General features: G+C 68.9%; 23 protein-coding genes. 13 read left to right on the top strand and 10 right to left on the bottom strand.

The features are described 5' to 3' along the window. Positions 1-482, bottom strand: a 482-nt coding sequence (locus AX744_RS03490) for a beta-galactosidase (protein ID WP_197429147.1), incomplete at its 3' end; no start/stop codon positions are given. A gap of 149 nt (positions 483-631) precedes the next feature. On the opposite strand from AX744_RS03490, the gene AX744_RS03485 reads away from it, so the two are divergent. The 4 genes from AX744_RS03485 (at position 632) to AX744_RS03470 (ending at position 3,009) form a co-directional block, all read left to right on the top strand. Beyond that, on the top strand, positions 632-1,288 hold the full coding sequence (locus tag AX744_RS03485) for a GntR family transcriptional regulator (protein WP_061015407.1): 657 nt from the start codon (positions 632-634) through the stop codon (positions 1,286-1,288). Between the two features lie 133 nt (positions 1,289-1,421). Next, entirely contained in the window at positions 1,422-2,015 is a 594-nt protein-coding gene (locus AX744_RS03480; protein WP_058632050.1) for a sulfite oxidase-like oxidoreductase, read from the top strand. Next, positions 2,012-2,737: a ferredoxin reductase gene (locus AX744_RS03475; RefSeq protein ID WP_061015406.1), complete on the top strand. Its 726-nt coding sequence runs from the start codon at positions 2,012-2,014 to the stop codon at positions 2,735-2,737. Before AX744_RS03480 ends, AX744_RS03475 begins: the two co-directional genes overlap by 4 nt. Continuing rightward, a complete protein-coding gene (locus AX744_RS03470) occupies positions 2,737-3,009 on the top strand; it encodes a DUF6510 family protein (protein WP_046746918.1) in 273 nt (90 codons plus the stop codon). Before AX744_RS03475 ends, AX744_RS03470 begins: the two co-directional genes overlap by 1 nt. Positions 3,010-3,046: 37 nt before the next feature. Here the strand turns inward: AX744_RS03470 and AX744_RS03465 are convergent, their stop codons facing one another. The 5 genes from AX744_RS03465 to AX744_RS03445 are packed head-to-tail and all read right to left on the bottom strand — an operon-like array spanning position 3,047 to position 8,461. Beyond that, positions 3,047-3,556 (bottom strand): GNAT family N-acetyltransferase, encoded by a 510-nt coding sequence (locus AX744_RS03465; protein WP_061015405.1) that lies wholly within the window; start codon positions 3,554-3,556, stop codon positions 3,047-3,049. Between the two features lie 48 nt (positions 3,557-3,604). Beyond that, on the bottom strand, positions 3,605-5,239 hold the full coding sequence (locus tag AX744_RS03460) for an amylo-alpha-1,6-glucosidase (protein WP_061015404.1): 1,635 nt from the start codon (positions 5,237-5,239) through the stop codon (positions 3,605-3,607). Further along, positions 5,239-6,183 (bottom strand): carbohydrate ABC transporter permease, encoded by a 945-nt coding sequence (locus AX744_RS03455; RefSeq protein WP_082738384.1) that lies wholly within the window; start codon positions 6,181-6,183, stop codon positions 5,239-5,241. Before AX744_RS03455 ends, AX744_RS03460 begins: the two co-directional genes overlap by 1 nt. Further along, positions 6,180-7,142, bottom strand: a complete 963-nt coding sequence (locus AX744_RS03450) for a carbohydrate ABC transporter permease (protein ID WP_061015403.1) — start codon at positions 7,140-7,142, stop codon at positions 6,180-6,182. Before AX744_RS03450 ends, AX744_RS03455 begins: the two co-directional genes overlap by 4 nt. A gap of 2 nt (positions 7,143-7,144) precedes the next feature. Beyond that, positions 7,145-8,461 (bottom strand): ABC transporter substrate-binding protein, encoded by a 1,317-nt coding sequence (locus tag AX744_RS03445; protein ID WP_061015402.1) that lies wholly within the window; start codon positions 8,459-8,461, stop codon positions 7,145-7,147. A 161-nt stretch (positions 8,462-8,622) separates the two neighbouring features. Between AX744_RS03445 and AX744_RS03440 the strand changes: the two genes are divergently transcribed. The 4 genes from AX744_RS03440 to AX744_RS03425 all read left to right on the top strand — a co-directional run bounded on the left by AX744_RS03440 (position 8,623) and on the right by AX744_RS03425 (position 10,927). Next, positions 8,623-9,066 carry a hypothetical protein gene (locus tag AX744_RS03440; protein WP_227751324.1) on the top strand — a complete coding sequence of 148 codons (444 nt, stop codon included), beginning with the start codon at positions 8,623-8,625 and terminating at the stop codon, positions 9,064-9,066. 183 nt (positions 9,067-9,249) lie between these two features. Continuing rightward, positions 9,250-10,320: a M4 family metallopeptidase gene (locus tag AX744_RS03435; protein WP_061015401.1), complete on the top strand. Its 1,071-nt coding sequence runs from the start codon at positions 9,250-9,252 to the stop codon at positions 10,318-10,320. After that, on the top strand, positions 10,295-10,600 hold the full coding sequence (locus AX744_RS03430) for a protealysin inhibitor emfourin (protein ID WP_061015400.1): 306 nt from the start codon (positions 10,295-10,297) through the stop codon (positions 10,598-10,600). Before AX744_RS03435 ends, AX744_RS03430 begins: the two co-directional genes overlap by 26 nt. Before the next feature lie 81 nt (positions 10,601-10,681). Continuing rightward, positions 10,682-10,927, top strand: coding sequence for a hypothetical protein (locus AX744_RS03425; RefSeq protein ID WP_061015399.1), 246 nt, complete (start codon positions 10,682-10,684; stop codon positions 10,925-10,927). Positions 10,928-10,950: 23 nt separating this feature from the next. Here AX744_RS03425 and AX744_RS03420 read toward each other — a convergent pair whose 3' ends face one another. Genes AX744_RS03420 through AX744_RS03410 form a run of 3 tightly spaced genes read right to left on the bottom strand, consistent with a single transcriptional unit; the run spans position 10,951 to position 13,845 of the window. Continuing rightward, on the bottom strand, positions 10,951-11,757 hold the full coding sequence (locus tag AX744_RS03420) for a siderophore-interacting protein (protein WP_061015398.1): 807 nt from the start codon (positions 11,755-11,757) through the stop codon (positions 10,951-10,953). After that, positions 11,750-12,799 carry a FecCD family ABC transporter permease gene (locus AX744_RS03415; protein ID WP_061015397.1) on the bottom strand — a complete coding sequence of 350 codons (1,050 nt, stop codon included), beginning with the start codon at positions 12,797-12,799 and terminating at the stop codon, positions 11,750-11,752. The genes AX744_RS03420 and AX744_RS03415 overlap by 8 nt, the downstream gene beginning before the upstream one ends. Next, complete coding sequence (locus tag AX744_RS03410) at positions 12,796-13,845, bottom strand: FecCD family ABC transporter permease (protein ID WP_061015396.1); 1,050 nt, start codon at positions 13,843-13,845, stop codon at positions 12,796-12,798. The genes AX744_RS03415 and AX744_RS03410 overlap by 4 nt, the downstream gene beginning before the upstream one ends. 40 nt (positions 13,846-13,885) lie before the next feature. Between AX744_RS03410 and AX744_RS03405 the strand changes: the two genes are divergently transcribed. The 5 genes from AX744_RS03405 to AX744_RS03385 all read left to right on the top strand — a co-directional run bounded on the left by AX744_RS03405 (position 13,886) and on the right by AX744_RS03385 (position 17,688). Next, positions 13,886-14,839 (top strand): ABC transporter substrate-binding protein, encoded by a 954-nt coding sequence (locus AX744_RS03405; RefSeq protein WP_058632060.1) that lies wholly within the window; start codon positions 13,886-13,888, stop codon positions 14,837-14,839. Positions 14,840-14,917: 78 nt separating this feature from the next. Further along, on the top strand, positions 14,918-15,700 hold the full coding sequence (locus AX744_RS03400) for an ABC transporter ATP-binding protein (protein WP_061015395.1): 783 nt from the start codon (positions 14,918-14,920) through the stop codon (positions 15,698-15,700). 34 nt (positions 15,701-15,734) lie between these two features. Continuing rightward, on the top strand, positions 15,735-16,463 hold the full coding sequence (locus tag AX744_RS03395; RefSeq protein ID WP_061015394.1) for a ribonuclease H family protein: 729 nt from the start codon (positions 15,735-15,737) through the stop codon (positions 16,461-16,463). A 29-nt stretch (positions 16,464-16,492) separates the two neighbouring features. Further along, positions 16,493-16,882: a DoxX family protein gene (locus AX744_RS03390; RefSeq protein ID WP_046746984.1), complete on the top strand. Its 390-nt coding sequence runs from the start codon at positions 16,493-16,495 to the stop codon at positions 16,880-16,882. Between the two features lie 80 nt (positions 16,883-16,962). Continuing rightward, positions 16,963-17,688 carry a Pr6Pr family membrane protein gene (locus tag AX744_RS03385; protein WP_046746938.1) on the top strand — a complete coding sequence of 242 codons (726 nt, stop codon included), beginning with the start codon at positions 16,963-16,965 and terminating at the stop codon, positions 17,686-17,688. On the opposite strand, the gene AX744_RS03380 is transcribed toward AX744_RS03385, so the two are convergent. Then, positions 17,679-18,934, bottom strand: a 1,256-nt coding sequence (locus AX744_RS03380; RefSeq protein ID WP_061015393.1) for a flavin monoamine oxidase family protein, incomplete at its 5' end; no start/stop codon positions are given. The two genes, AX744_RS03385 and AX744_RS03380, sit on opposite strands and share 10 nt — an antisense overlap.

Genomic DNA, 18,934 nt, shown 5'->3' with positions numbered 1-18,934 from the left:
CCGTATTCGTTCGAGATGTGCCACATCGCGAGCCCCGGGTGCTCGCCGTAGCGCTCGGCCATGGCTCTGGCCATACGGGCGACGTTCTCGCGCCAGATCGGGGATGAGGGGCAGTAGGTCTGGCGGGATCCGAACTCGAGCCGGTGGCCGTCGGCGTCCCACGGCGCCATCTCGGGGTGCGCGCGCAGCAGCCACGACGGCGGAGTCGCGGTGGCGGTGGCGAGGTCGATCGCGATGCCCGCTTCCCACAGCAGGTCGATGATGCGATCGAGCCAGGCCCAGTCGAAGACGCCCGGCTCCGGCTCCAGCTGCGGCCAGCTGAAGATCGGCAGGCTCACCATGTTCACGCCGGCTTCACACATCAGACGGATGTCTTCGTGCCAGGTCTCTTCCGACCACTGATCGGGGTTGTAGTCGCCGCCGTAGGCGAGGGCGTCGAGGCGGACGCGTCGGGTGGGCTGGTCGCCACCGGGTGCGGGCACGAAGTCTCCTCTCTGAGTCATCACCGGCTGATCCCGACCGGGCACTGGTGCAAATCCGGGATCGGCTGTATTCTGTATACACACACTAAGACGTCGTCAGAGGCCCGTCAACCCATAGGCTGACGGGCAGGCGGCAGAAGAGGGGATGCATGGCGATCGAACGCAAGAACCTGCGCTCGCAGGTTCGGCAGGAGCTGCTGACCCGCATGCGCGCCGGACTCGTACAGCCCGGCGAGGGCATCAACGAGGTGCAGCTCGCCACCGAACTCGGCGTCAGCCGCACCCCGCTCCGCGAGGCGCTCATCGCCCTCGAATCCGAAGGACAGATCGAGAGCGAGAACGGCAAGGGCTTCCGCTTCGTCCCGCTCAGCGCCTCGGAGTTCCGCGACCTCGCCCCCGTGATGGCGGCACTCGAGAGCCTCGCGCTCGAGCTGAGTCCGCCCGACGAGCTGCGTCGCATCGGGGCGCAGCTCAAGGAGATGGCCGACGCCTTCGCCGACGAGCTCGTCGAGCATCAGCTCGTTATCACCAAAGACGACGAGTGGCACAGCATGATGCTGTCGGCCTGCCCGAACGCGCGCCTTCTCGCCGTGATCGACAACGTGCGCAGCTCGTTCCACCGCTACGAGTCGCTCCTCGTGCCCGAAGACGTCAAGGTCGAACGCGTCGCCGCCGAGCACGCCGAGATCGCCCGGCACCTCGCCGACGGCGACATCCCCGGCGCCGTCGAAGCGCTCAAGCTCAACTGGATGCACGGCATGCAGCGCATCCTCGACAACGCCACGAGCTCTTACTTCACGGCGTAGTCCTGCTCCACCCGCACGTCCTTCTGTTCCCATCCGGACGCGACTCTTCCTCGCTCCGAGCACCCTCCGCGGAGTACCGTCTGAACCAGTACGCCTGACGCGCAGGGTCGCATCCACCGACAGGAGCAAGATCATGGCCGTGATTTCCCGAGGTTTCGGCGCTCGACGCAGGGAGAGCACCCCGGAACTCCCGCCAGGGCAGTACCTCACCGAGGACTTCCCCGTGCTCTCCGCAGGGCCGACACCGAACATCCACATGTCGGAGTGGAGCTTCGGCATCCGCAACGAGGTCGGCGAGGTCGCCTCCTGGACGTGGGATCAACTGCACGAGCTGCCCATCGAAGACGTGCACACCGATATCCACTGCGTGACGCGATGGTCGAAGCTCGGCACCTCCTGGCGCGGAGTCTCTCTCGACACGCTCTTCGAGGGGATCGACACCGCCGCCTCCTTCGCGATGGCCCATTCCTACGGCGGGTACACCACGAACATCCCCCTCGACGATCTGCTGGGCGGGCAGTCGTGGATCGCATTCGAGTTCGAGGGTGAGCCGCTCGCCCCGGAGCACGGCGGCCCCGCCCGCCTCATCGTGCCGCACCTCTACTTCTGGAAGAGCGCGAAGTGGCTCAGGGCACTCACCCTGATGGAGGAGGACGCCCCGGGCTTCTGGGAGCAGAACGGCTACAACATGCACGGCGATCCGTGGACGGAGGAACGCTATTGGTGACGGTCGGCGGCTGGCGTGAGGCGCGGGTGACGGGCGCGCACGCGGAGACCGATTCGGCCCGCACGATCCGACTCAGCGTGCCGGGCTGGCCGGGGAGCGATCCAGGACAGCACGTCGATATCCGGCTCACCGCCGAAGACGGCTACCAGGCGGTCCGCTCCTACTCGCTCGCCTCTTTCGGCGACAGCGAGACGATCGAACTCGCGGTCGACGAGATCCCCGACGGGGAGGTCTCCCCGTACCTGGTGCGGGACGTCCGCGTCGGCGATGAGCTCGAGGTGAAGGGCCCACTGGGGAGATACTTCGTGTGGCGTCCGGAAATCCCCGGTCCCGTGCAGCTCATCGCCGGCGGATCCGGCATCGTGCCGCTGATGTCGATGGTGCGGGCGGCTCAGGCCGCAGGGGCGACCGACTCGGTGAGGTTGCTCTACTCGGTGAGGGCTCCGCACGACGCCCTCTACCGCAGTGAGCTCGAGGCAGCACCCGCAGGGGCCGCCGCGGATGTGCGATGGGCGTTCACCCGTTCTGCTCCTGACGGATGGGTGGGCGCTGTCGGGCGCGTCACCGAAGAGGTGCTCCGAGATGCCACCTGGCCAGCGGAACGCGCTCCCCTGGTCTTCGCGTGCGGGCCCACCGGGTTCGTCGAACATGTGGCCGACCTGCTGGTCGGCCTCGGGCATGCACCGGAACGTGTGCGCACCGAACGATTCGGAGGAAAGTGATGGATGCTGCCGCCCCCGCACAGACCGTCGACGGAAACGCGATCGCCGGCATGCTCTGGGACCTCTTCGGCGCCGACGTCACCGCACTGGTCGGCACCTGCGGCGGTTGCGGCGCGCTCGCGGCCCTCGCCGAGACCGTGGTCGAGCTCGATCGCCACGCCGCCATCGTGCGGTGCCGCACCTGCACCCGCACACTCTTCACCGTGCTGCAGTCCCCCGACGGCACGTCGATGCGCGTCGGGCTGCTGCACGCGGTCCACTCCTCCGGTTAGCGCCCCGGGGCACCGCGCTCCCGATGACGGGAGCCCGTCATCGATCTCCCGACGGGAACGACGCATCCAGCTTCTTCGCCAACTGGTGGTGGGCGTAGGGCGAGTCGGAGAAGGGCGCGACCGGTTCATATCCGAGTCGCTGGTAGAGCCGGTGCGCCTCGACGAGGTCGCGACGCACGGTCAGCCGGAGAGTGTGCAGGCCGCGCTCGGCACTCATCGATTCGAGTTCCTTGATCAGGGAGCGGCCGACACCACGCCCGCGCGCGGCGGGGGCGATGTACACCCGCGTGATCTCGCCTGCTCCCGGTCCGACGAATCGAACGCCTCCGCAGCCGACCGCCTGCGCGCCGTCTCGAACGACGAGCAGGAACCCGGTGTCATCCCGGAGGTCGTCGCTCGGGTCGCTCTCCATCTCCTGCTCCACCTCCGCCGCCGTGGCCGGCCGATCCCAGTACCGCCCGATGACTTCCGCGAAGAAGGACTCCAGGATCCCTCGACCTTCCGGCGAGCGCGGGTCTTCGAGCGTGATCGTGCGCGGTTCGTGCATCACAACAGCTAACCAGGCCCCGGCGTGGCGGAACGACGCCGAAGGCGCTCAGCTGAGCTGTACGGCGAGGTCGATGAAGAGCGCAGCCGACCAGCCGAACGCGGTCGTCGCCGTGCGGGCCTTCCGACCTGTGTGCGGGTTGAAGTACTCGTGCGGACCACCGCCGTGGATCACCAGCGCAACGGTCTGCTCCCGCAGCTCCCGCGCCCGCTCGGCGTAGCCCGACGCCTCGAGCCCTTCCGCGATGAGCGTGCTCGTGTTGACCCACACCGGGCCACGCCACATGCGCTCGTCCGAGAAGTCCGGGTCAGAGGCCGCGACCGTGGGCAGACCCCAGGGCAGGCGGAAGCGTTCGGGGTCGTCGACGGCTGCGCGCAACACCTCGGCGATCGACGTCGGCAGCGTGCCCGTGAGCAGCGGCATCAACCCGACGACGGTGTCGCTGAGCTGCGGCTCCCCTCCGCCGAACGCGAGGAAGCGAGCACGCTCGGGATCCCACATGCGCAGCAGCAGCTCCTGCGTGGCGACAGCCCGCTCCCGGTACCGCGACACGTCGGCATCCGGCTCGTACCTCTCCAGCAGCGACGCGAGTTCCCGATCCTGGCGCACGAGGTACGCCCCGAGGTCGGGGGCCGCGGTCGGCAACGGACCGTCGAAGATCGGGCTGTCGTCGAGGCCGGAGGAGTACGGGTGACCGTACTCGGGCATCCCGTCGTGGTCGAGGTCGCTTCCCGCGAACCACCAGTCCTGCGAGCGGGCGATGCGCGCCAGCTGCGTCCTCGCGTAGTCGGGGGCGTCCTCGGCCTCGAGCACCTTGCGCAGCGCCCAGGCGGCGAGCGGCGGCTTCGTCAGCGGCACCGGGGCACTCGGATCGGCGATCTGCGAGCCGGCGCGACGCAGGTTGGCGCGGTCACTCTCGGGCAGATCATCGCTGGTGGCCAGCACCCCGAGCTCGTGCACCAGGTCAGGCAGCTGCCCGTCGGACTGGGCGAACCGGAAGGCGAGGTCGAGCTGTTCGCGTGCGAGCTCCGGGTCGCCGTGTCGCAACCCGACGGCGATGAAGTACGCATCCCACTGCCACAGGCCGACATATCCGATCTTCGACGGGACGATCGCCCTGGCGTCGCCGAGAGAGGGCAGCTCGACGACGTTCGCCCCGAGCACCCACCAGCAGAACGCGGTCATCTCCTGCAGGTCGTCGCGCACGGTCGGGCACTTCGCGAACCAGTCGGCCCAGACCTCCTCCGTCGCGGCGAGCGCGGCAGCATGGTCGCCGGGCTCGACGACGACGGCACGATCGGCATCGATGCGGAGTCGAAGTCCGTCACCGAGCGGATGCTCATCCACACGCCCGTCCGGTCGCCGCAACCGCACCCGCAACCCGGGTTCTCCCCCGAGGCTCAGCGTCGACGGATCGGCGAACGTCAGCGTCGCCGCCGCATCACCGAACGTCACCCGCGCCGGGAGCACGTCGGTCACCGGAAGCACCGCTCCCGCGGCATCCACCACAACGAGCGCGTCCAGCACACGGCACTCCGACAGCCGCCTCTCGTACTCCGAGGTGTGCACGCGCACGCCCTCCCCGTGCTCCGCGCGGAACACGAGCACCCGTGAGCGGGGCAGGGTGAACGGGGCGGTGACGAGGTCGAGGCGACGCCCGGCGAGTGCTGCAGCATCCGTCATCATCGTCCTCCCAGTCCCGACGCAGCCATGCTGTTGAGGATCTTGCGCTGACCGATCACGAACACGATCAGCATCGGCACGGTGGCGATCGCGGAGGCCGCCATCACGAGTCCGTAGTTGACCGACCCCTGCTGGCTCTCGAACGCGTTCAGCAGCAGCGGCACCGTGAACAGGTCGGGCGAGTTCAGCAGCACCAGCGGGAACAGGAAGGCATTCCACACGTCGAGCGCCACGATGATGCTGAGGGCTGCGAGACCGGGCTTGAGGTTCGGGAGCACGACGCTCCAGAAGATGCGCCAGCGGCCGGCGCCGTCGACGATGGCCGCCTCTTCGAGCTCGCGCGGCAGCGCCAGCACGAACTGACGCATCAGGAACACCGCGAACGGGTTCGCCATGATCCCCGGCACGATCAGCGCGAGATGCGAGTCGACCCAGCCGAGGTTCGACATCAGCAGGTAGAACGGGATCAGCGTCACCTGCTTCGGGATCATCTGCGTCGCCAGGAAGACGATGAAGAGCACCTTGCTGCCGCGGAATCGGATGCGCGCGAACGCGTAGCCGGCCATCGAGGCCGTGAGCAGGGTGCCCACCACCACGAGGATCGCGATGTAGGCGCTGTTCAGGTAGGCCTGCCCGAACGGCACCGCGTTCCACGCCTCGGTGTAGTTGTCGAAGGTCCAGGGGTCTGGCAGGAACTGCAGGGGGTTCTTCAGCAGCTGCGGCAGCGTCTTGAACGAGGTCAGCAGCATCCAGATGAACGGGAACACCATCGCGATCCCGGCGATGACGAGCACGACGTGCAACGCGGTCGAACCGAGCCGGCGGCGCGCGCGATCGGCGGCAGGACCACCACGGCCACGCGAACGGTAGCCGGGCGCGGTGATCGCGACGGTGGAGTCGGTCGCCGGAGCGGGGCCGGTGAGGGGAGGCGTCTGGATGCTCATGCGGGGTCATCCTCGTAGTGGACGAACTTCTTCTGCGCGCCGAACTGCACCGCGGTGATGACGAGGGTCAGCACGAGCAGGATGATGCTCGCGGCACTGGACGGACCGAACTCGAACCGCCCGAAGCCCAGATCGAAGATGTGGTAGACGATCGTGCGGGTCGCGTTATCGGGGCCCGCGTCCTGCACGAGCACGTAGACCGTGTCGAATGTCTGCAGGGAGGAGATGAACGCGACGACCGACGAGAAGAACACGATCGGCGAGAGCAGCGGCAGACGGATGCTGGTGAACAACCGCCAGGGACCGGCGCCATCGATCCGTGCGGCCTCGATCACCGAGGGCGAGATGTTCTGCAGCCCGGCGAGGAAGATCACCACGTTCAGGCCCATCGACGACCAGATCGTGACGATGCAGACGGCCAGGAGGGCGAGCTTCGGATCCTGCAGCCAGTCGGGAGGGGTGACCCCGAAGACCTTCGAGATCGTCGTGGAGAGCAGGCCGTCGGAGCGGAACATCTGCTGCCAGATCATCGCCACGGCAACCGTCGAGGTCACCACGGGCGCGAAGAACAGGATCAGGTAGAGCGTGCGCGTCTTGAGCTTCTCGAGCGCGACCGCGACGATCACCGAGAGGCCGAGACCGATGGGGACCGTGACGATCGCGATGATGAGCGTGTTGATGATCGCTCGCCACAGCAGCGGATCCGTCAACTGGTCGGCGAAGTTCGCGAACCCCACCCACGTGAGGTCGGACAGACCGTCCCAGTCGGCGAACGCCAGCACCAGGCTGGCGGCGAACGGCAGGACGACGAACAGGCCCATGCCGATCAGCTGCGGGCCGACGAAGACGTACCCCCACCGCCGATCACGGCGGCGCCAGAGCGCCTCCTTGCGCAGGGGCGGGGCGGATGCCGCAGGGGTGGCCTGCGGCATCCGCCCGTTCTCAGTGACAGTGCTCACGCCTACTTCTCCGACCGGTCCTTGACCACGTCGGCGATCGTGTCGAGGGTGGCCTGCGCGTCGGTCTTGCCCTGGTAGAGCTTCAGGAACTCGTCCGCGATCGCGGTCGGCAGGCCAGGCACGCGCGCCTCGGCGGGGTAGTCCTCGAATCCGATGTCACGCATGTCGAGGAAGGTCTGCGCATGCGCGGGGTAGTCGCCCTCGAGCACCACATCATCGGCGCCCTTGATCGACGGGACGGCATTGCCGCCGCCCTGCAGACGGAAGGTCTGCCCCTCCGCCGAGAGGAACTCGGTCCAGAACGTGAACGCGGCGTCCTTCACCTTGGTCTTGCCGTTGATGGCGAGGAAGCTGGTCGCGACTCCGGTCGGAGCGGCTTCGCCGTCGGGAGTCGGCCACTGCACGATGTCGTAGCTGTCCTGCTCGCCCGTCGCGCTCACCGTGCCGATCGTGTAGCGGCCCTGCACGAAGAAGCCGGCCTTGTGCGTCACGAACACGCTGTCGGCCCCGGCACCGTCCGGCAGGGTGTCCGCGACGACGAAGGTGCCGTCTTCGAACAGGTCGCCGAGCTGCTGCACGGACTCGACGGTGTCGGCATCCTTGTTCGCCACGAACGCGCCCGATTCGTCGTACGGGGCGTCGAGACCCTGCGACGACAGCCAGCTCCAGTGTGTCGCCCAGTAGTTCCAGTACATCGTTCCGGTCAGGCCCGCATCGTGGAGCTTCTTGTTCATCTCGAGGAACTTGTCGGTCGTCCACTCGCCGTTCTCGGCCAGGGTCGCCGGGTCCTCGGTGATGCCGGCGGCGGCGAGCGCCTGCTTGTCGTACCAGAACACGTCGGGGTTCGAGTCGTTCGGGGCGGCGTACACCTCGCCGTCGTTCTCGGCAGCGCCGAAGAGCCCGGGGAAGAAGTCGTCCTTCTTCGTCTTGCTCTCCTTCGAGTCCATCAGGTCGCTGAGCGGCATGAGCCGGTTCGAGTCGACGAACTGGCCGATCTTGTCGTCGCCCACGTAGAACACGTCGGGGGCGGTGTTGCTGGTGAGCTGAGCGAGCAGCTTGGAGTGGTAGTCGCCGTAGTCCGCCACGGGCTGCAGCTTGACCTTGATGTCGGGGTGGCGCTCCATGAAGTCCTTGTTGAACTCCTCATAGCGGGTGAGCTCGTCGGCCGTGCCCCAGGTCGACCAGACGACGGTGGCGTTGCCGTCGGCGTCGACGCCTCCACCGCCTCCTCCACCTCCACCGCTGCACGCGGCGAGTCCGAGTGCCAGAGCGCCGGCGGCCCCCAGTGCCAGAAACCGCGTCACGTTCGCACGTGCCATCTCGCTACCTCTTTCATCATTGGAAGATCAGGTCGGGAACACCCTTCGGGCGTACTGGTATTCTGTATACAGAACGCAATCCTGTCAAGGAATGGTGGTGGGGACCGCGCCATCGAGACCATCCCGTGACGAACGAGCGGGGCATGACGCAGACTGGCTCCATGACCGATCCTGATCCGCACCTGATCGACCCCGCGCTCCTTCCGACGCCGTTCACCGCCGCGGAGATCCGCGACGCCATCGGAAACGGCACGACGATCCACCTGCTCCTGGAAGGTCCGGACGGCCCGCTCGGCGAGCACGTCAACCGCTATCACGACGTGGACGACGAGGGTGCGACGCTCGACCGCTGGTCGATCGAGGACCCGAAGGCGGTCGTCTCGAACCGGGTGACCTGGCTCGAACTCCAGGGCCACTCCGCGTTCGATCCCGAGACCACGAGTGTGTCGACGGTGAGCCTGACGACTCCCCTCGGCGCGCTGACCTGCCGCAGGTACGACACCGTCGACGGTGTCTTCTGGTTCTCGGTCGACCACCCCGGCATGCCGGTGCAGTTCGAATCCGACGGCCTGCGCACGACAGTGCTGAGCATCGAGCGCGACTGAGACGAGGACCGCGAGGGGCGAGCGCTGCCCGCAGGGCTCTCGCGGATACAGGCCAACACGCGAGAACTGGCCGTCCTGCGTCGGAACTGCCTGTTTCGACGCGTCTGCCTGATCCCGCGCGCGGCTGACCGCGCCGGGAGTGGGACGCTCCCGAACGTCGGCACCCCGGCGTAGGGTCGCACCATGAGCAGCACAGCATCCGGAGAACGTCATGGAGTGGTCCCCTCCTATCTGCTCGCGCGTCTGGCCGAGTCTGGCCGCTTCCCGAAGGCCGCAGCTGCCGCGCGACAGACCCTGACCGCCGGGCGTCCGCCGTTCCGCGCCCGCATCGACCTGTCGATCGACGAGAACGGCGATCTCGTCGCGCAGCTGTCCGACGCCCCCAACCGCACCATCAGCGACGCGGGCAACACTCAGCAGCTGCCCGGCGCTGTCGTGCGCGGCGAAGACGACGCCCCGGTCGAAGACACCGCGGTGAACGAGGCCTACGACGGACTCGGGGCCACCTTCGAGATGCTCCTGGCGGCGTTCGGCCGCAACTCCCTCGACGACGCTGGAGCCCCGCTGGATGCGACCGTGCACTACGGCGTCGATTATGACAACGCGTTCTGGGACGGCGAGCGCATGGTCTTCGGCGACGGAGACGGCGAGGTGTTCCAGCACTTCACCGGCTCGCTCACCGTCATCGGCCACGAGCTCGCCCACGGCGTGGTGCAGCACACCGCCAACCTCGAGTACCAGGGGCAGCCCGGCGCCCTGAACGAGTCGATCGCCGATGTGTTCGGCGCCCTGACCGAGCAGTACGCCCTCGGCCAGACGGCCGACCAGGCGACCTGGCTCATCGGCGCCGAGATCTTCACCGATGCGGTCGAAGGCGCGGCGCTGCGCTCGATGATCGCGCCCGGCACCGCCTACGACGACGACGAACTCGGCCGCGATCCGCAGCCCGACCACATGAGCGGCTTCGTCCGCACCACGGAAGACAACGGCGGGGTGCACATCAATTCCGGCATCCCCAACCGTGCGTTCGCCCTCTTCGCCACCGACCTCGGCGGCAACGCCTGGGAGCGCGCGGGAACCGTCTGGTATCGCGCCCTCACCGGAGGCCTGTCGAGCACCGCGAACTTCACGCAGTTCGCCGACGCCACCGTCGCCGCGGCCACGACCATCGATGCCGCCACAGCCGCAGCCGCTCGACGGGCGTGGACGACCGTGGGAGTCTATGAGGATGAGCGAGTCCCCTCCACCGACTGACGCGCAAGTCGTCATCGCGGTGGTGCGCACGGGCGGCATCGCCGGCATCCGCCGTCAGTGGCGTGTGGAAGCGGAACCCGACGACGCCGTGGAGTGGATCGGCCTGATCGACAGCTGCCCGTGGGACCAGGAACCGGACGGCAGCGTCGGTGCCGACCGGTTCATGTGGAGCATCCGAGCGCGCACGCCGTCCGAGAGACGCGAACGCGAGCTGCCGGACTCCGCGCTCGACGGCCCCTGGCGCGCGCTCGTCGACGCCGTGCGCGCGGCCTCCACCTGACACGCCCGGCGCGCGGCGGCATCCGATCAATCGCGTGTGAATCCGGCCCTGTCTCGGCCGCACGGGGTCACAATGGACCCCATGGGACTGTTCCAGCAGAAGCCTGAAGAAGAAGAGAACCAGTGGGTGCTGCCCTCGGAACCGCTCGAGCGCTCCGAATCGGAAGTCCTCGACACGGCACCCGTCGTCGATCCGCTGTCGATCGGACTCGGCGCAGAGACCAGCGGTGACCTGAGCTCGGTCCTTTTCCCGGTCGCCCCTCCCGTGCCGGAAGCCACCGCGACCGAGAACCGGGAGCCCCAGGACGACGACCCGGAGAAGGACTGACAGACCGGCCGGAGCCGCCGACCTCAGCCCCGCGCCTCACCCAGCCGCCAGTAGCCCGAGAACGTGATCCGGTCCTTCGAGACGCCACGGTCGACCAGGTGACGGCGCAGCTCCTGCACCGCGAGTCGCTCTCCGCACACCCACGCATAGTCGATCACCTCGGGCAGCGCAGCAGCCCGTACCGCCTGCTGCAGTCGCGCACCGGGCAGCTCACCCCGGCGCTCGACCCAGGTGACGGCGCCCGCGAGATCCTGTTTCTCCGCGGCATCCGCGATCTCGATGAAGACATGCGTCTCCGCAGCTTCCGTCGCCTCGAGGATGCGGGCGATCGCGGGTAGTGACGACTCGTCGCCGATGATCACTCGGGCGCGGGTCTCGGGCAGTGGGGCATACAAGGCCGTGCACTCGCGGATGCCGAGGGCCGACCCGGCGCGCGCTCGTCCGGCGAATCGGGTTCCTGGGCCCTCGTCGCCGTGCACGACGAAGTCGACGTCGATCTCGCGAGCCTCGGGGCGGTGGTCGCGCAACGTGTACCACCGCAGATCCGGCCGCTCCTCGTCGGGGATGGCCGCGACAGCCGCACGGATGTTCTCCGTCCCATCGTTCGCGGGCAGCACGAGCGGAACGCTCTCGTCGCGGGGCAGCAGCAGACCGAGGTACTCGTCCGGTCCCGCGGGCGCGTAGTCGGCGAACTCCGCCGCGGAGATGGTGAGCCGCCGCATGTGCGGGGTGAGATCGCGCACGGCCGTGACGCGGGCGGCGAAGACGCGAGCTCCGGAACGGCGAGGACGCTGTGGAGGACGGACGCGGTCGATGGTGTGCTCAGCCACGCCGAGCCCCCTCTCTCCAGAGCAGCCACAGGAAGAATGCGCCGCCGACGGTGATGGTGACGACGCCGACCGGGATCGGCGCCGGGAAGATGTTCTGCGCGAGCAGGTCGCTCGTGAGCAGCAGCAGCGCCCCCACGAGCCCCGAGGCGAGGAAGCTCGTCGCACCGGTCAGACGCCGGGCGATGTGCGGGGCGATCAGCGCGACGAACGAGATCGGCCCGGCCGTGGCGACGGCGACCGCCACGAGCAGGGTCGCGGCGACGAGCAGGATCCATCGCGCCCGCACCGTCCGCACGCCCAGTGCGGTCGAGACACTGTCGCCGAGTGCCATCATCCGCGCAGCCGGCGCCGCCCAGACGAGGAGCGGGATGATCAGGAGCAACGCGATCAGCGCAGGCAGCAGATCACCCCATCCCCGGCCCTGCAGCGATCCGATCAACCAGGTCTGCGCCGTGGTCGCGCTCGCGACGAACACCTGCGTCAGCACGTAGTCGACCACGGCCATGGCGGTGGCCGACAGCGCGACACCGGTGAGGATCAGCTGCACGCCGTGGAGCCCGGAACGCGCGGTGAACACGACGATCACGCCCGCGATCACGAGGGAACCGATGACCGCTCCGAGGGCCGCCTGCGCCAGGGATCCGCCCAGCACGAGCATCACGACCACCGCGCCGACCGAGGCACCGCTGCTGATGCCGATCACGTCGGGGCTGGCGAGCGGGTTGCGGGTCAGGCTCTGGAACACGGCCCCGGCGACGGCCAGGCTCGCGCCGACGACGATCGCGACGAGGCTTCGCGGCAGGCGGCGCCCGAGGACGAAGAACTCGTCGAGTCGCTCCGGCGGGCGACCGAGGAGCGTCTCGATCAGTGCGGCCGGGGTGACGATGTACTCGCCGATCATGAGCGCGGCGACCAGCAGCACCAGCAGGACGCCGGCGAGGATGCCGCACACGAGGGCCGTGCGATGGCTGAACCGGAAGGACCAGCGCTCTCCGCGGAGGACACGGTCGTCGGACGTCAGCGCGACGGTGCGCAGGCTCATGAGATCCCCGCCGTCCGCCTGCCGACCACGAAGGCGATGAGCAGCGGGCCGCCGATCAGAGCCGTGACGATGCCGACCTGCACCTCGCCGCCTCCGCCGATCACGCGGCCGAGGGTGTCGGCCAGAAGCAGCATCGCCGGGGCCGCGAGCAGCGACAGCGGCAGCACGATGCGGAGGTCGGGTCCGACGAGGCGACGGAGCAGATGCGGGATGACGAGACCGACGAACGCGATGGGACCGGCGATCGCGGTCGCCGTGCCGCACAGCAGCGTGACGGCGAGGAGCACGAGCGCGCGCACGACACCGGGCTTCACCCCGAGGGCGATCGCGCTGTCGTCGCCGAGTGCCATCAGGTTCAGTGCGGGCCCGAGCAGCAGAGCGAGGATCACGCCGACGATGATGAAGACGACCAGCGGCAGCGCTTCTTCCACAGGTCGGGCGGTGAGGGAGCCGACTCGCCAGAAGCGGAACGCGTCGAGCACCGTCTCATCCGTCAGCACGATCGCTTGCGAGAGCCCGGCCAGGATGGCCGAGAACGCGACGCCGGCGAGGATCAGTCGCACGGGCGAACCGGAGGCGAACCGGGTGCCCGAGAACCAGAAGATCACCGCAGAAGCGAGAGCGGCTCCGGCGAGCGCGAGCCAGATCGTGCCGCCGACGCCGAGGGCGCCCAGCACGCTCATGCCGGCGACCACGCCGAACGAGGCGCCGGCGCTGACCCCCAGCATCCCGGGGTCCGCGATCGGGTTGCGGGTGAGCGCCTGCATCAGCACACCGGCAGCACCCAGCGCGACGCCGCAGATGACCGCGTTGACGGTGCGGGTCACGCGCAGCTCGCCGACGATGTTCAGGACGTTCTGGTCCCCCGTGCCGAACAGCGAGAGCACCACCTCACCGAGGGGCACGAACCGCGCACCGACGGCGAGGCTCAATGCCAGCGAGATCGCCAGCACGGCCACGACCAGGGCGATGCCGAACCACACGGGGAAGCGGGATGCCGCGAGCGGGGCACGACGACGCGCGACGACGACCGGTTCGGAACTCATATTTGGATAGCCTAACCAAACATCACTAGGGTTGTGAGACGTGAACAGACCTCATCGAACGCGCTTCCGTCCGCTCGCCACCGCTGTCGCCTCTCTGGCCGCGATCACCCTGATCGCCACAGGATGCTCGAGCACCCCCGCAGCGGAGGAATCCGCTCCCGCCACGGACACGAGCTATACCGTGGAGCACGCGATGGGCGAGACGGAGTTCGAGTCGGTACCCGAGCGGATCGTCGTGCTCGACTCCCCGCAGATGGACGCGCTGGTCGCCCTGGGCATCACTCCGGTCGGCGCACCGGAGATCGGGGCCGGACGCGGTTTCCCGGCCTACCTCGCCGATGATCTCGACGGCACCGAATCGATCGGCTTCATCGCCGAGCCCGACGTCGACGCGATCGCGAACCTCGCCCCCGACCTGATCATCGGCTCGAAGGTGCGGCACGAGGCGCTCTACGAGGAGCTGTCGGCCATCGCGCCCACCGTCTTCTCGGAGGACACCGGCACCAACTGGACCGAGCAGGCCGTGCTGACCGCCGCCGCCGTGGACCAGAGCGACAAGATGGACGAGCTCATCAAGGGCGTCGAGGACCGCGCATCCGAGGTCGGCTCGGCGGTCGAAGCCGACGGCACCACCGCATCGATCGTGCGCTTCCGCGCCGACAACTTCCGCCTGTACGGGCCCGGCACGTTCTCGGGCTCGCTGCTCACCGACATGGGGTTCGACCTGGGAGCCGACCGCGACTGGAACGAGTACTCGATGATGGAGCTCAGCCCCGAGCTCTACGAGCAGATCGATGGCGACGTGGTGTTCTACATGAGCCCCGGCGGAGACCCCACCGCGACCACGCAGGAGCGGATCACCGGACTGTGGGGCGCCCAGCCCGGCCCCTCCGGCGACAAGGCCTTCGAGGTGGAGGACGACACCTGGATGGTGGGCATCGGCGTGATCGGTGCCAACCTTGTCATCGACCAGGTCGAAGACCTGCTCGGCTGACCCCTTTCGAATCGCTCGATTGGTTCCATTCCACCCGGAAACGGAACCATTCGGGCGATTCGAACACCCGGAGGAACAATGACCACGCCGCACCCGGCACTCGAAGCCCGTGGACTCGTCGTCGCCTACGACGGCAAGGTCGTCGTAGACGGCGTCGATCTGGCGCTGCCGGAGGGGTCGTTCACCGTGATCCTCGGGCCGAACGCCTCGGGCAAGTCCACCGTGCTGCGCGCCCTCGCCCGGGTGCTGAAGCCCGAATCAGGCGACGTACTGTTCGACGGCCGCGCGCTCGGCGAGTACGGCTCCAAGGAGCTCGCCCGCAGGATGGGACTCCTGCCGCAGGACGCCATCGCCCCCGAGGGGATGCGCGTCGCCGACCTGGTCTCGCGCGGCAGGTATCCGCACCACTCCGCACTGCAGCGGTGGACGTCCACCGATGACACCGCCACGCGCGAGGCTCTCGCCGCGACCAACACCACCGACCTCGCCGAGCGCTACGTGGACCAGCTGTCCGGTGGGCAGCGGCAACGCGTCTGGGTCGCGCTCCTGCTCGCCCAGCAGACACCGGTGATGCTGCTCGACGAGCCGACGACCTTCCTCGACATCGCGCACCAGTACGAGCTGCTCGATCTGCTGCGGGGCCTCAACACGCAGGGCAAGACCGTCATCGCGGTGCTGCACGACCTCAACCAGGCGGCTCGGTATGCGGACAACCTCGTGCTCATGAAGGAGGGGCACGTGATCGCCACCGGCACCCCGTCCGAACTCATCACGGCAGAGCGCGTCGGCGACGTCTTCGGCATCGACGCGGTGGTGACACCCGATCCGGTCACCGGCACCCCGATGGTGGTCCGGCGGTGAATTCCGCGTCGTCCCCCACCGTTACGGTTGAAGGATGACGATCACCGCCGCCGCAGACGGCTCCGCCCTGGGCAACCCCGGCCCCAACGGCTGGGCCTGGTACATCGACGACGCGAACTGGGCGGCCGGCGGTTCGCCACACGGCACCAACAACCAGGGCGAGCTGCGCGCCGTGCTGGAACTGCTGCGCGCGACGGCCGGCACCGACGAGAAGCTGCTGATCGAGTGCGACAGCCGGTACGTGATCGACTCCGTGACCAAGTGGATGCCGGGGTGGAAGCGCAAGGGCTGGCGCAAGTCCGACGGCGGACCGGTGCTGAACCGCGACCTGCTGGAGGGCATCGACGAAGCCATCCGCGGCCGTGACGTCGAGTTCTCCTGGGTCAAGGGCCACGCAGGTCACCCCCTGAACGAGGCCGCCGACGAGCGGGCGAACGCGGCAGCGAAGGCGTACCAGGCCGAGCAGGAACCGCGGCGAGGACCGGGCTTCACGATGGCGACGGATGCCGGAGCTGCGGTCGCCGCCTCAGCTGCGGTCGCCGCGTCCGCCCCCTCGGCTCCGGCCTCCACTCCCACAACACCGGCGCCCGGCGCAGAGACCCTGTGGGCCGAGGCCTCCGATCTCCTCGACGGGCTGGATGCGCCGGAGGACGACCCGATCGAGCTGCGCATCCCGCTGTCGTCCGACGAGCACGCGAGGCTGCGAGACCGTGCAGAGGCTCAGGGCGTCTCGCTCGAAGAGGCGCTCCGCCGGCTGATCTGAGCGCAGTGGCGGAGGCGTACACTCGCACCATGTCGACTCCTGCCCGCACCATCGGCCGTATCTTCCTCGGCGCATCGCTCGTCTTCGCCGGCGTCTCCCACCTCACGGTGGCGCGCGAGGAGTTCCAGGCGCAGGTGCCGGAGTCGCTGCCCCTCGACCCCGACACCACGGTGCTGGCCTCCGGCGTGGCCGAGGTCGCGCTCGGTTCCGCTCTGCTGCTGGCACGCCGCCGTCGGCGCACCGTCGGCACGATCGCCGCCCTGTTCTTCGTCGCCGTGTTCCCCGGCAACGTGGCGCAGTGGATGCACCACCGCGACGGATTCGGTCTCGACACCGACATGAAGCGCTTCGTCAGACTGTTCTTCCAGCCCGTGCTCGTCGCTCTGGCGCTGTGGTCGACCCGGGAGCCGCGGCGCTGAGCGACCGTCGCGGGTGAGGGCGCCCGCTGCGGCACGGCGGCTCCTCCGAGGAGCGGTCCGTAGACTCGGCGGATGACGGAATGGGTGGTGACGCAGCGGTGAAGGCCCGCACCGTCTTCGGCCTGCTCCGCCTCGGCGCCGCCGCCGTCTGCCTCGTGGCGCTCATCCATCGACTCGCCTGGGGCCTGGCGTCGAACACCATCGCCAGCCAGAACTTCTTCGCCTATCTGACCAACCAGTCGAACATCGCGTTCGTGGTGCTGTTGAGCATCGCGGGTGTGATCGCCCTGCGCACGGCACGCGATCCGCGCTGGCTCACGGTCGCGCTGGCTCTCGTGCTGACCTGGACGATCACGGCTGGACTCGTGTTCGCCATCCTCGTCTGGCAGGCCGGGGTCCGCGGTATCCGCATCGACGTCCCGTGGTCGGATCAGGTGCTCCACTTCTGGCTGCCCGCAGTGACGGTGGCGGCATGGGCACTCGCCCCCGGGCACCGTTCCGTCCCATGGCGGGTGGTGCCGGTGACGCTCGCCTATCCCGTGCTCTGGGGCGTGTTCACGATGATCCGTGGGCCACTGATCGGCTGGTACCCCTACTACTTCCTCGACCCGCGACAGGTGAGCGGACCGCTGGAGTTCCTCGTGTCGTCCGCGATCGCCCTCGCGACGTTCGCCCTGGTCGCCTCGGTGCTCGTGCTCATCAGCCGCATGCCGCTGCCGCGAACGCTGCGCAGGGAGGGCGAGCAGAGCGCGGAGACTCCGACGGTCGTGCAGGCCTCGATAGACGAGCGCGTCGGTCAGACGTAGAGGGAGAGCGAGGCGAGGGCGGCTTCGATGGCCTCGTCCTCGTCGAGCTGCGCGAAGTCGGCGGCAGCCGCTCCGCCCACGATCCCCACGAGCACGTTCTCCCCGGTCGCGGGTCGCAGGTTGATCCAGGTCGGGATCGCCACGTCGGCACCGACAGAGTGCCAGATCGCCTCCTCGCTGTCCCAGAACGCCTCGTCCCAGCGCAGCCACACCGTCTCGATCGCGCCCATGCCGAGAGCGGAGACCGCGCCACGGTTGGAGAAGGGCAGGGGCGGGTCGAACTCGATGCTCCGGTCCTGCAGCACCCCGAGCGGCACGGTGACGACGACCCGGTCGAACGACAGCGCCTCCCCGGTACCGAGACGCACGCTCACCCCCGAGTCGTCGTACGCCAGTCTCGCGACGGGCGAGTTGAGGCCGACGGTGACGCCGTCGAGCGTCTTCTCGATGAACGGCGTGAGGTCGCCCGTCGCCGCCTTCGGGTCTCCTGTGGGCAACGGCGGCGCGAACCAGCTCGAGAGTTCGTCAGCGCCGGCTCCGGTGCGGGCAGCGAGGATCGCGAGCAATGCGGCGGTCGCGGGGTCACCAGGGTCGATACCCGCGGCGGTCAGCGCGTCGGCCACGGAGGTGTCTTCGGGAGCAGCCTGGGCCGTCGTGATCGCGGCGTCGAAAGGCTGCGGGTCGACCGGGTCGATGTCGCCGTCGGCTCCACGCCAGAGTTCGCCGGAGAGATCGACGATCCCGACCTCCCCGCTGCTCAGGCGATCGAGCACCTCGCTGTCGTCCGCGTTGAAAAGCCAGGCCCCGAGCTGCGCCGGTACGGGCCAGGAGTCGTCGAGGCGCGAGTGGACCCGCCCGCCGACACGGTCTCGTGCCTCGAAGACCGTGACCTCCATGCCGCCCTCGGCGAGGAGCGCGGCGACCGTCGCACCGGCGAGTCCTGCGCCCACCACGGCGATGCGTTCGCCCGAGGTCGCCGGGACCATGACTTCTTCGGCGGCGCGGGTGCCCGAGGCGATGGCTCCGCGCACCGTGCCGGGAGCGTCGACGTCGGTCGCCTCGCCGGCGAAGAACAGCCGCTTGCCGACGGGCCGCGACAAGGCGGAGCGGGTATCGGACAGCACACCGACCGGGGTGAAGCTGACGGCGCCGAGAGAGTACGGGTCCGTTGTCCAGGTGCTGCGCACGCTGCCGGCTGCGGCGGGGACACCGGGCGGAGGCTCCGGCTCACGCGTGCGGGTGGGGG

It is taken from the genome of Microbacterium sp. CCH5-D1, assembly GCF_001557335.1.
GTDB lineage: Bacteria > Actinomycetota > Actinomycetes > Actinomycetales > Microbacteriaceae > Microbacterium > Microbacterium oxydans.
The sequence above is the reverse complement of the archived record's forward strand: the minus strand, read 5'-3'. Positions and strand labels throughout refer to the sequence as shown.